Below are 11,193 nucleotides of genomic sequence, written 5' to 3' on the forward strand. Positions count from 1 at the left end.
TCGTCACCGGCACCCTCTCCGCCGGGACGGTCGCCGTCGGGGACGAGCTGCTCCTCATGCCCGCCGGCGAGCGCGTCCGCGTCCGGACGATCGGCTGCGCGGGCGAGCCGTGCGACGCGGTCGGCGGCGTCTCGCGGATCGTGCTCACCCTGCGCGACGCCGGGCGCGTGGACGGCGGCATGGCCCTCGTCACCGACGGCGCCTGGACCCACACCACCTCCGTCGACGTCCGCACCCGCTTCGGCGAGGCGTCCGGCCGGCTGGCGCGGCGGCTGACCCTGCACATCGGGTCGGCGGCGGTCCCGGTGCGGCTGCGGCCCCTCGGCCCCGACACCGCCCGCCTGACCCTCAACACCCGGCTCGCCCTGCACCTCGGCGACACCGGGGTCCTGCGCGACCCGGAGCGCCGCTCGATCGCGGGCGTGAGCGTCCTGGACGTCCGGCCGCCGACGCTGGTGCGGCGCGACGCCGGCGCGGCCCGCGCGCGGGAGCTGGCCTCCTGGCCCGACCGGCCGGACGGCACGTTCGTCCTGCGCCGCCACGGCGTGCTGCGCCGGTCGGAGCTGTCGGTCATGGGCTGCGCGGCGCCGCGGGACGCCGTCACGCTGAACGGCGAGTGGGTCGCCGACCCCGCGCACTGGAACTCGCTGTTCGAGCGCCTCACCGAGGAGGCGTCGCGGCACGCCGCCGAGAACCCCAGCGCCCCGGGGATCCCGCTGGAGACCGTCCGGCTGCGGCTGGGCCTCCCGGCCCGGCGGCTCGTCGCGGCCCTGGTCCGCCCGCCGCTGCGCGTCGAGGCCGGGCGCGTCCACGGCCCGCCGCCCGCCCCGCGGGAGGCCGGGCACGCCCCGGGACCGGCCGCGGTGGCCACCGCCCCGCCGCCGCCCTGGGCGGACGCCGTGGAGCGCCTCCGGGCCGCGCTGGCCGGCGCGCCGTTCTCCCCGCCGGGCGCCGACCGGCTCGCGGAGCTGGGCCTCACCGGCGGAGTGCTCGCCGAGGCCGAGCGCGCGGGCGCCGTCCTGCGGATCGAGGGCGAGGCAGACGACGACATCGTCCTGCTGCCGGGCGCCGACCGGGAGGCGCTGCGCATCCTGTCGGCCCTGCCGCAGCCGTTCACCCCCGGGCAGGCGGGCGAGGCCCTGTCGACCAGCCGCGGCGTCGCCGTCGCCCTCCTGCGCCACCTGGACGGGCTGGGCCTCACCGAACGCCGCCCCTCATGAAAACCTGTTGAACGGGAAGGCCCGTTCTGGCGTCATAGATCACGGTTCGGATCCCGTCGATCAAGGAGAAGGCATGCCGTACCAGACCATCAAGGGCGGCCGCGTTCCCATCCGGATGTGGACCGACCCGGCCACCGTCGAGGACCAGGCGCTCGACCAGCTCCGCAACGTCTCCGCCCTGCCGTGGGTGGAGGGCCTCGCGGTGATGCCCGACGTCCACTACGGCAAGGGCGCGACCGTCGGCTCGGTCATCGCGATGAAGGACGCGGTCTCCCCGGCGGCCGTCGGAGTCGACATCGGCTGCGGGATGACCGCCGCGAAGTCCACGCTCACCGTCGAGGACATGCCCGACGACCTGTCGGTCCTGCGCGGCCGCCTGGAGAAGGCGATCCCCGTCGGACGCGGCTCCCACCGCCAGGCCGTGGACCCGGACGGGCTCCCGAACCTAAGGGAGCGCGGCTGGTACGACTTCTGGAAGGCGTTCGACGAGCTGCACCCCGCCGTGCGGTCCCGGCTCGGCCGCGCCCGCACGCAGATGGGCACGCTCGGCGGCGGCAACCACTTCCTGGAGCTGTGCGCGGACGACGCGGGCGCGATCTGGCTCGTCCTGCACTCGGGGTCGCGCAACATCGGCAACGAGCTGGCCGAGCAGCACATCGAGGCCGCCCGCAAGCTCCCGCACAACCAGGACCTGCCGGACAACGACCTCGCCGTGTTCCTCAGCGGCACCGTGAAGATGGACGCGTACCGCCACGACCTCTTCTGGGCCCAGGAGTACGCGCGACGCAACCGCGCCGTCATGATGGCGCTCGCCCAGAACGTCGTGACCAAGCGGTTCGGGGAGAAGCGCTGCCGCTGGAACCAGCCCATCTCCTGCCACCACAACTACGTGGCGGAGGAGGAGTACGGCGGCACCGAACTCCTCGTCACCCGCAAGGGCGCGATCCGCGCGGGCGCCGGCGACCTCGGCATCATCCCGGGATCGATGGCGACCGGCACCTACATCGTGCGCGGCCTCGGCAACGAGACCGCCTACAACTCCGCCTCGCACGGCGCGGGCCGCAGGATGAGCCGCACCAAGGCACGCAAGAACTTCACCGTGGACGACCTCGTCGCGCAGACGCACGGCGTCGAGTGCCGCAAGGACAGCGGCGTCATCGACGAGATCCCCGGCGCCTACAAGGACCTGGAGTCGGTGATCGAGGCCCAGTCCGACCTGGTCGAAGTGGTCGCCCACCTTCGCCAGCTCATCTGCGTCAAGGGCTGAGTTGATTGCAGGCCCGGCCCACTGCGCTCGCCTGGCGGCTCGCTCCGTGACCTGGCCTGTGCGAGCGCGAATCGCTTCGCGATCCTCCCGGTGAGGCTCGCCTCCGGCGTCGCCTCACCGGTCAGGTCGCGCGCTCGCGCGCGTGGCTGAGGTCATCGCCCGGGAGCCGGCGACTTCGGCAGGTGGTGTTCGATGAAGGTGGTGACATCGGTGAGGATCTCGTCGCGGTTCGTCTCGTTGAAGATCTCGTGGCGGGCGCCGGGGTAGAGGCGTTCGGTGAAGCGGCTGCCGCGGATCGCCTCGATGCCGGTGCGGGTGTCCTCGGGGCGGACGAGTCGGTCGGCCTCGCCGTGTGCGTAGAAGGTCGGGAGTTCGCCGAGGGGGCCGTGGGCGTCGATGGCGCGCAGGGCTGTGTCGAGGGCCCGCACGGTGGTCTTCTTGAAGGGGCCGTGCCAGATGAGCGGGTCTTCGGTGTAGGCCTTGCCGACGGCCGGGTCGCGCGAGAGCGTGGACGTGTCGATCGACTCGTCCGGCATCTCGTCCAGCGGGAGCAGGCCGTCCACGACGTGCCAGCGGCCCAGCACCGGACCGGACAGCACCAGCGCGGCGAGGAGGCCGCCGTGCAGCTGGGCGTACCGGGTCGCGATCAGCCCGCCCATGGAGTGACCGATCATGACGACGGGCAGGCCGGGGTGGTCGCCGCGCGCCGACTCCACGACCGTGTGCAGGTCGGCCACGACGTCCTCGTAGTCCTCGATCAGCACGCGGTCGCCCGCCGAGCGGCCGTGGCCCATGTGGTCGGGCCCGCAGACGACGGCGCCGTGCCCGACGAGGGCGTCGGCGACGTGGTCGTAGCGGCCGAGGTGCTCGCCGTAGCCGTGGACGAGGACCGCGACGTAGCGCGGCTCGCCGTCCGCCCAGATGCGGGCGGTGATCGCGCCCCGCGTCCCCGCGAACTCCCATTCCCGCGACGTGGTCACTCCGGCCTCCTTCGTGGTCGACGGAAAGTAACCGTCTCTCGCGATGCGACGGAACGTCAACCACCGGAATAGGGTGGAGTGTCCGACCGCAATAGGAAGGGGCGCCCGTGCTGGTCGACACCTTCGGCCGAACCGCGACGGACCTGCGGGTCTCCCTCACCGACCGCTGCAACCTCCGATGCTCCTACTGCATGCCCCCCGAGGGCCTGGACTGGCTGCCCAAGCCTGAACTGCTCACCGACGACGAGGTGGCACGCCTGGTGGGGCTCGCCGTCCGGGAGCTGGGAGTGACCGAGGTCCGCTACACCGGCGGCGAGCCGCTGCTGCGGCGCGGCCTGCCCGGCATCGTGGCGCGGACGACGGAGCTGGCCCCGCGTCCCCAGGTGTCGCTGACCACCAACGGCATCGGACTGGACCGGCTGGCCGCGCCGCTGGCCGAGGCCGGGCTCGACCGGGTCAACGTCTCTCTCGACACCCTCGACCGCGGCACCTTCGAGCGGCTCGCGCACCGCGACCGCCTGGACGACGTCCTCAAGGGCCTGGCCGCCGCGCAGGCCGCGGGACTCGAACCGGTGAAGATCAACGCGGTGCTGATGCGCGGCGTGAACGACCACGAGGCCGTCCCGCTGCTGCGGTACTGCCTCGACCACGGCTACCGGCTGCGGTTCATCGAGCAGATGCCGCTGGACGCCCAGCACGGCTGGACCCGCAAGGACATGATCACCGCCGACGAGATCCTGGAGCGGCTGGCGGCGGAGTTCGACCTGGCCCCCGACGACGCGCACGACCGCGGCAGCGCGCCCGCCGAGTCGTTCGCGATCGGCGGCGGCCCGGAGACCGTCGGCGTCATCGGCTCGGTGACCCGGCCGTTCTGCGGCGTCTGCGACCGGGTGCGGCTCACCGCCGACGGGCAGGTCCGCAACTGCCTGTTCGCCACCGAGGAGTCCAACCTGCGCGACGCGATGCGCGGCGGAGCCGCCGACGACGAACTGGCCGACCGCTGGCGCACGGCCGTGCGGGCCAAGCGCGCCGGGCACGGCATCGACGACCCGTCCTTCCTGCAGCCCGCCCGGCCCATGTCGGCGATCGGCGGCTGATGGCCCGCGGCGCCGGGGCGTTCGACGCGGTCGTGCTCGCGGGCGGGCGCGCCCGGCGGTTCGGCGCCGACAAGCCCGCCGCGCCCGTCGGCGGCCGCGCGCTGATCGAGTGGGCGGCGGCAGCGGCGTCCGGGGCGTCCCGGCTGATCGTGGTGGGGCCGCCGCGGGACGTCCTGCCGGGGGCCGTGCTCGTCCGGGAGGACCCGCCGGGCGGCGGGCCGGTGCCCGCGCTGCGCGCCGGGCTCGCCGAGGTGCGGGCGCCGCGGCTGGCGCTGCTGGCGGCCGACCTGCCGTTCCTGCGTCCCGCCCACGTCTCCCGGCTGCTGGAGGCCCTGGGGGAGCGGCCCGGGGCGGTGCTGGTGGACGAGGAGGGCCGCGAGCAGTGGCTCGCGGGCTGCTGGGACGCCGGAGCGCTGCGGACGGCGCTGGACGCCTACACGGGCGCGTCGCTGCGGGGGCTCCTCGGCCCCCTCGGACCCGTCACGGTCGGGTCGCCGGCGGGCGCCCGCCCCGCCTGGTACGACTGCGACACCCCCGAGGAGTTGGCCGCCGCCGACCGCCTGCTTCGACCGTGCGAGAGTGGGCAGGTTCGCCGAGACCACGCGTGAAGGGGGACCCGTGTCCGTACTGGAGGACTGGATCAACGCGGCCTGTCACGAACTGGGCCTCGAACGCTGCGAGATCGACCGCGACCTGGTGCTGGACCTGGCCCGCGACGTCGCGCACGGGGTCGCGCGGCCCGGTGCGCCGCTGACGGCGTACCTGCTCGGCCTCGCGGTCGGCCGGGGCGCGCCCGCGCGGGACGCCGCCGCCCGGCTGACCGAGATGGCCGAGGGCTGGGACGCCGAGGCCCGCGAGCCCTCCGAGGTGCCGGGCCCGGCGGGCGAGGCCGTCCTCGACGACGCCCGGCCCCCGGGCGCCTAACCTTCGCGCGGGGGTTCGCCGAGGTCGGTGACCGGCACCACGTCCTTCAGGAAGTCGCGGCGGCCGAGGAACGCCGACAGGCTCTCGCGGTGCTCGTCGCAGGCGAGCCAGACCTTCCGCCGGTCCGGGGTGTGGATCTTCGGGTTGTTCCACCGCAGCGCCCACACGGCGTCGGCGCGGCAGCCCTTGGCCGAGCACTGGAGTTCCTCGTCGGGGCCGGGTCCCGGAGCGGAGTCGGTCATCGGGCAACTGTGGCACAGCACGCCGCGTGGAACGTGCCCGCCCCGCGTTTCGCGCGGTGGTCGGCGGATAGGACCGTGCAGTGCGCACGGAGACCGCGGACGCGGAGGGAGTCTGGGACGGGAGGCGCCGCTGGCAGGCGCTCTCGGTCTGCCTCGTCGCGGCGTTCATGACACTGCTGGACGTCAGCATCGTCAACGTGGCGCTGCCGTCGATCCGCGACGGGCTGGACGCGTCCGAGGCGGGGCTGCAGTGGATCCTGTCCGGGTACGCGCTGACGTTCGGGCTCGTCCTGGTGCCGGCGGGCAGGCTCGGCGACGCGCGCAGCCGCCGCGCCGTCTTCATGACCGGGCTCTCCCTGTTCACGCTGGCGAGCGGGCTGGCCGGGCTCGCCCCGACGGTCCTGTTCCTCGTCCTGGCGCGCCTCCTGCAGGGCGTCGCGGGCGGCATCCTGAACCCGCAGGTCGCGGGCCTCATCCAGCAGTTGTTCCGCGGCGCCGAGCGGGGGCGGGCGTTCGGTGCGCTCGGCTCGGTCATCGGGATCGCGACGGCCGTCGGCCCGCTGCTCGGCGGCGCCCTGATCGCCGTCGCCGGGCCCGACGAGGGCTGGCGCTGGGTGTTCTACGTCAACGTCCCGGTCGGGGTGGCCGCCCTGGTGCTGGCGTGGCGTCTCCTGCCCGCCCCCGTCTACGGGGAGCGCCAGGGCCTCGACCCGGCCGGGGTCGTCCTGCTGGGCGCGGGGATCGTGTGCGTGCTGCTGCCGCTCGTCCAGGAGCAGCAGTGGCGGAGCGACCTGAAGTGGCTGCTGGTCCTCGCGGGCGTGGTGCTGATCGCCGTGTTCGCCGCGTGGGAGCGCCGGGCCCGGACCCCGATGATGGACCTCGCCCTGTTCCGGCTCCGGTCCTACGCGCTCGGCTCGACGATCGCGCTGCTGTACTTCGCCGGATTCACCGCGGTCTTCTTCATCTTCGTCCTCTACCTGCAGAACGGGCTGGGCTACAGCGCCCTCGGCGCGGGTCTCGCGATCACCCCGTTCGCAGTCGGGTCGGGCACCGCGTCCGCCGTCGGGGGGCGGCTGGTGGCGCGGTACGGCCGCCCGCTCGTGGCCGCCGGGCTGGGGCTGGTGCTGGTGGGGCTCGGCGCGGCGTGGGTGGCGGTCGAACTGCACCCCGGGGGCGGCGTGGCGTGGGTGACCGCGGCGCCGCTGCTGGTCGCGGGAATCGGCAGCGGCCTCGTCATCGCGCCCAACCAGACGATCACGCTGTCGGAGGTGCCCCACACCGAGGGCGGCAGCGCGGCGGGCGTGCTGCAGACCGGCCAGCGCGTCGGCACCGCGATGGGCATCGCCGCCGTCGGGTCGGTGTTCTTCGCGTCCCTCTCCCGGACGGGCGGGGACTGGGCGGCCGCGTTCCGGTACGGGCTGGTCGTCATCATGGTGCTCGTCCTGGCGGCCCTGGCGGCGGCCGTCGCCGACGTGGCGACCGGCCGCCGCTCCGGCTAGGGCCTGCGGCGCCGGGTGCGCACGGTCAAGGCGCGCACGGTCAGGGCCAGGACGGCCGCGGCGCCCGCCGCGGCGGCGGCGAGGATCCGGTTCTGGCGTCTGATCCGGGCGGGGATCTCCGCGTACGGCATCGTCGAGAACGACACCAGCTCGTAGCGCGACACGTACCGCCCCGCCAGGCAGCGCTCCAGTGCGTGCGTCGCGGCCTGCTTCGCCCGGTACACCGGCGACGCGACGCGGTCGCGCATCTCGATGAAGTTGTCCAGGGCCATCTCGGCGATCGCGTCGGTGCTGGCCTTGCGGCGCTCCTGGTAGAGCGACAGCGCACCGGCCCAGTCGCCGCCGGTCTCGGTCAGGCACCGGTCGATCTCGATGCAGTCCTCGAACGCGCAGTTGGCGCCCTGCCCGAAGAACGGCACGATCGCGTGCGCGGCATCCCCCAGCAGCGCCACGGCGGCGCCGTCGCCCCGCCGCGTCCACGGCCACGCCCGGACGGTCACCAGCGACCCGACCGGGTTGTGCTCGTAGTCGTCGGCCAGGTCCGGCATCAGGCCCGCGACGTCGGGGTAGTGGCGCTCGAAGTAGGCCGCGACCTCCTCCGGCGTGCCGAGCGCGTCGAAGTCGTCCTTCGGCCAGAACAGCGTGCAGGTGAACGACCGGTCCAGGTTCGGCAGCGCGATCATCATCGAGGTGCCGCGCGGCCAGATGTGGAGCGCGTCCGGATCGAGCGCGAACTCGCCGTCCTTCGGCGGGACGGTCAGCTCCTTGTAGCCGTGCTCCAGGAAGTCGGCGTCGACGTCCAGCCCGAGGGACCCGCGGACCGCGCTGTAGGCGCCGTCCCCGGCCAGGACGACATCGGCGGGCTCGTCGTCGGCGTCCTCCAGGAGCAGCGTCCCGGCCGCGGTGTCCACGCCGGTGACGCGCTGGGAGAAACGGAGCGTGACGCCGGGCGTGGCGTCGGCGGTGTCGAGCAGCGAGCGGTTGAGCTCGGCCCGGCTGATGGAGTTGATGGCGCGCCCGCGGTCCGAGCCGTACGGCTGGAAGTTCGGCGCGCCGGACACCGGATGCACCATCCGGCCGTGCATCGGCAGGGCCTGCTTGAGCGACCGCTCCCGCAGGCCCACCTGCTCCAGCGCGGCCAGGCCCCGCGCCGAGACCGCCAGGTTGATCGAACGTCCGCGCTCGGCGCCGGAGACGCGCGGGTCGGGGCGCCGCTCGTACACCGTCACGGGGACGCCGCGGCGTCCCAGCAGCACGGCGAGCAGGCAGCCCGCGAGGCCCGCGCCGACGATCGCGACGCGTTCCCCGCCCTCACCTGCCGCGGGGCCGCCGTCACCCGCCATGGCCGGGCTCCTCCTCCGCGCCGGCCGCCTCGGTCTGCGAGCGGACCTCCCACAGGTCGGGGAACGAGGGGGTGAACAGCGTGCGGCGCAGGTAGTCCGCGCCGGCCGAGCCGCCCGTGCCGATCATGGCGCCGATCGTCCGCTCCACCATCTTCAGGTGCCGGTACCGCCACTCCTGGACGCCCTCGTCCACGTCGACGAGCGCCTCGCACACCTCGGCGGCGGGCCCGGACTCGTCGGCGTAGACGGCGAGGAGCGCCTTCTGCACGCCGGGGTCGGCCTCCCAGGGGCGGGAGGTGTCCCGGTCGAGCGCCTCGCGCGGGACGGCGTAGCCCTTGCCGTCCAGGTACCGCAGCAGGGAGTCGAAGACCGACGGGCGGGACACCGCCGCCCGGAGCCGCTCGTCGTCGCGCAGGTCCGAGGCGGGGAAGGCGCGCCGCCCGAGGACGGCCTCGATCTCGCGGAACTGCTCGCTCTGGAACCCGCTGGAGCTCCCGAGGACGTCCCGGAACGCGGCGAACTGCCGCGGCGTCATCGTCTCCAGCACGTCGAGCTGCCCGACCACCGTCTTGAGGATCTTGGCGATCCGGCGCGCGGTGTGCAGCGACCCCGCGCTGCCGCCCTCCTCCAGCCTGCGCTGGAGCAGCTCGGCCTCGTGCAGGATCTGCTTGAACCACAGCTCGTAGACCTGGTGAATGATCACGAAGAGCAGCTCGTCGTGGGCCCGTGTCTTCGGTTCCTGGCAGGCCAGGAGCTCGTCGAGCTTCAGGTACCCGCCGTACGTCATCGTCGGCGAATCCGCCATCACGCCTCCTTGCGACACAACGGATGTGCCCGCAGCATATGGGATCGCTCCACGCGCCCCGGGGACGGCGCCGCGGCGGCGCCCCCTACGATCAGAACCGGATTCGGTGGCGCCTCGGGAAGGGTCCGGATGAGCGGAATCGTCAAGGAGTTCGTGGGGCTGCCGTCGCCCCTGGCCGGCAGGGCGGGCGCGGGCGGCCACCCGTGCCAGGGCGTCTACCACCGGCCGGCGGGCGAGCCGCCGAAAACGGCGTTCATCGCGACCCACTACAACATCGACTTCTCCGAGCACTACCTCGCCGAGCACCTCGCGGCCCGCGGCTACGGCTTCCTCGGCTGGAACACCCGCTTCCGCGGCAACGAGGCGCACTTCCTGCTCGACCACGCGCTCGCCGAGATCGGCGAGGGCGTCCGCTGGCTGCGCGAGCAGGCCGGGGCCGAGCGGATCGTCCTGCTCGGCAACTCCGGCGGCGGCTCGCTCATGGCCGCCTACCAGTCCCAGGCCGTCGAGCCCAACGTCACGCCGGTCGCCGGCATGCGGCCGGTCCCCGCCATCGAGGACCTGCCGCCCGGGGACCTGTTCATCGCCCTCGCCGCGCACTCGGGCCGGCCCGAGGTCCTCACCGCGTGGATGGACCCGTCGGTCACCGACGAGACCGACCCGCTGTCCGCCGACCCCGCGCTCGACCCGTTCGACCCCGAGAACGGCCCGCCCTACGACCCCGCCTTCCAGGCCCGCTACCGCGCCGCCCAGCGCGCCCGCAACGAGCGCATCACCGACCGGGTCCTGGAACGCCTGGACGCCCTGAAGGGCTCCCGCGCCCGCGACACCCTGTTCACCGTGCACCGCACCTGGGCCGACCTGCGGATGATCGACCCGTCGATCGAGCCGTCCGACCGCGAGCCCAACCGCTGCTACCTGGGCGAGCCGGCCAGGGCGAACTACGGCGTGTTCGGCATCGGCTCCCTGTGCACGCTGCGGACCTGGCTGTCGATGTGGAGCCTGCGCACGTCCCAGTGCGCCGCCGCGCCGCACCTCGCCCGGATCACCGCGCCGTCGCTGGTCGTGCACGCGACGGCGGACGAGTGCGTCTACGACTCCGACGCCCGCGCGGTGTTCGACGCCCTCGCCTCGCCCGACAAGACGCTCGACTTCATCAAGGACACCCATTACCTGCCGCGGTCACGCCCCTGGGTCGCCGACCTCGTCGACGCCTGGGTCCGCGATCACTGACCCTCACCGCCGGCCTCCGCGAGGTCGCCGGTGGCCAGGCGGACCTGGCGGAGCGCGGTGGTGATCTCGGCGGCGTGGGCGGCGGGCAGGCCGGCGACGCCGAAACCCGACTCGTTGAGGGCGCGGGTGGCCTCCTCGGCCAGGTCGCGCCCGGCGTCGGTGATCCGGGCCAGGACGACGCGGCGGTCGTCGGGGGAGGGGCCGCGGCCGACGAGGCCGCGCCGCTCCAGCCGGCCGATCACGTTGGTGACCGACGCGGGGTGGACCATCAGGCGGGTGCCCATCTTGCCCATCGGGAGCGTCCCCGTGCGGGTGAAGGCGAGCAGGCGCAGCGCCTCGTAGGCGGCGAACGTGAGGGCGTACGGTTTGAGGACGGCCTCGATCCGGCTCAGCAGGAGCTGCTGGGCCCGCATCACCGAGGTCACGGCCGCCATGTGGTCGGCGTGCTCGGGCCAGCGGAGGCTCCACTGGCGGTGGGCCTCGGAGATCGGGTCGGGGGTCTCGGGCACCGCCCCACCGTATGTGGTCTTGACCGGGTCGCGCACGGAAACTATTTTAACTTCCAAATATTGGATGTCCAAGG

General features: G+C 74.1%; 12 protein-coding genes. 7 read left to right on the plus strand and 5 right to left on the minus strand.

Annotated features, from left to right (window positions below; translation table 11 throughout):
* Both E1281_RS40040 and E1281_RS07745 read left to right on the plus strand, forming a co-directional pair.
* Window positions 1–1,220: SelB C-terminal domain-containing protein (locus tag E1281_RS40040; RefSeq protein ID WP_347813273.1), on the plus strand; the 1,220-nt coding region annotated here is incomplete at its 5' end.
* 73 nt (window positions 1,221–1,293) lie between these two features.
* On the plus strand, window positions 1,294–2,487 hold the full coding sequence (locus E1281_RS07745; RefSeq protein ID WP_131876466.1) for an RtcB family protein: 1,194 nt from the start codon (window positions 1,294–1,296) through the stop codon (window positions 2,485–2,487).
* A gap of 152 nt (window positions 2,488–2,639) precedes the next feature.
* Here E1281_RS07745 and E1281_RS07750 read toward each other — a convergent pair whose 3' ends face one another.
* Window positions 2,640–3,467 (minus strand): alpha/beta hydrolase, encoded by an 828-nt coding sequence (locus tag E1281_RS07750; protein WP_131876467.1) that lies wholly within the window; start codon window positions 3,465–3,467, stop codon window positions 2,640–2,642.
* A gap of 107 nt (window positions 3,468–3,574) precedes the next feature.
* Between E1281_RS07750 and moaA the strand changes: the two genes are divergently transcribed.
* Genes moaA through E1281_RS07765 form a run of 3 tightly spaced genes read left to right on the plus strand, consistent with a single transcriptional unit; the run spans window position 3,575 to window position 5,488 of the window.
* A complete protein-coding gene (gene moaA, locus E1281_RS07755) occupies window positions 3,575–4,564 on the plus strand; it encodes a GTP 3',8-cyclase MoaA (protein ID WP_131876468.1) in 990 nt (329 codons plus the stop codon).
* A complete protein-coding gene (locus tag E1281_RS07760) occupies window positions 4,564–5,172 on the plus strand; it encodes a molybdenum cofactor guanylyltransferase (RefSeq protein ID WP_131876469.1) in 609 nt (202 codons plus the stop codon). The genes moaA and E1281_RS07760 overlap by 1 nt, the downstream gene beginning before the upstream one ends.
* A 19-nt stretch (window positions 5,173–5,191) precedes the next feature.
* On the plus strand, window positions 5,192–5,488 hold the full coding sequence (locus E1281_RS07765) for a DUF6457 domain-containing protein (RefSeq protein ID WP_243716696.1): 297 nt from the start codon (window positions 5,192–5,194) through the stop codon (window positions 5,486–5,488).
* Here the strand turns inward: E1281_RS07765 and E1281_RS07770 are convergent.
* Window positions 5,485–5,730, minus strand: coding sequence for a hypothetical protein (locus E1281_RS07770; protein ID WP_131876470.1), 246 nt, complete (start codon window positions 5,728–5,730; stop codon window positions 5,485–5,487). The genes E1281_RS07765 and E1281_RS07770 overlap by 4 nt on opposite strands.
* A gap of 80 nt (window positions 5,731–5,810) precedes the next feature.
* On the opposite strand from E1281_RS07770, the gene E1281_RS07775 reads away from it, so the two are divergent.
* Complete coding sequence (locus tag E1281_RS07775; protein ID WP_243716689.1) at window positions 5,811–7,229, plus strand: MFS transporter; 1,419 nt, start codon at window positions 5,811–5,813, stop codon at window positions 7,227–7,229.
* On the opposite strand, the gene E1281_RS07780 is transcribed toward E1281_RS07775, so the two are convergent.
* A complete protein-coding gene (locus E1281_RS07780) occupies window positions 7,226–8,572 on the minus strand; it encodes an NAD(P)/FAD-dependent oxidoreductase (RefSeq protein ID WP_131876471.1) in 1,347 nt (448 codons plus the stop codon). The two genes, E1281_RS07775 and E1281_RS07780, sit on opposite strands and share 4 nt — an antisense overlap.
* On the minus strand, window positions 8,562–9,377 hold the full coding sequence (locus E1281_RS07785) for a tryptophan 2,3-dioxygenase family protein (RefSeq protein ID WP_131876472.1): 816 nt from the start codon (window positions 9,375–9,377) through the stop codon (window positions 8,562–8,564). Before E1281_RS07785 ends, E1281_RS07780 begins: the two co-directional genes overlap by 11 nt.
* Window positions 9,378–9,506: 129 nt before the next feature.
* On the opposite strand from E1281_RS07785, the gene E1281_RS07790 reads away from it, so the two are divergent.
* Complete coding sequence (locus tag E1281_RS07790) at window positions 9,507–10,610, plus strand: alpha/beta hydrolase (protein WP_131876473.1); 1,104 nt, start codon at window positions 9,507–9,509, stop codon at window positions 10,608–10,610.
* Here the strand turns inward: E1281_RS07790 and E1281_RS07795 are convergent.
* Window positions 10,604–11,155, minus strand: coding sequence for a MarR family transcriptional regulator (locus tag E1281_RS07795; RefSeq protein ID WP_243716690.1), 552 nt, complete (start codon window positions 11,153–11,155; stop codon window positions 10,604–10,606). The genes E1281_RS07790 and E1281_RS07795 overlap by 7 nt on opposite strands.
* Window positions 11,156–11,193 lie beyond the last annotated feature (38 nt).

This window comes from Actinomadura sp. KC345, from assembly GCF_004348515.1.
Lineage (GTDB): Bacteria > Actinomycetota > Actinomycetes > Streptosporangiales > Streptosporangiaceae > Spirillospora.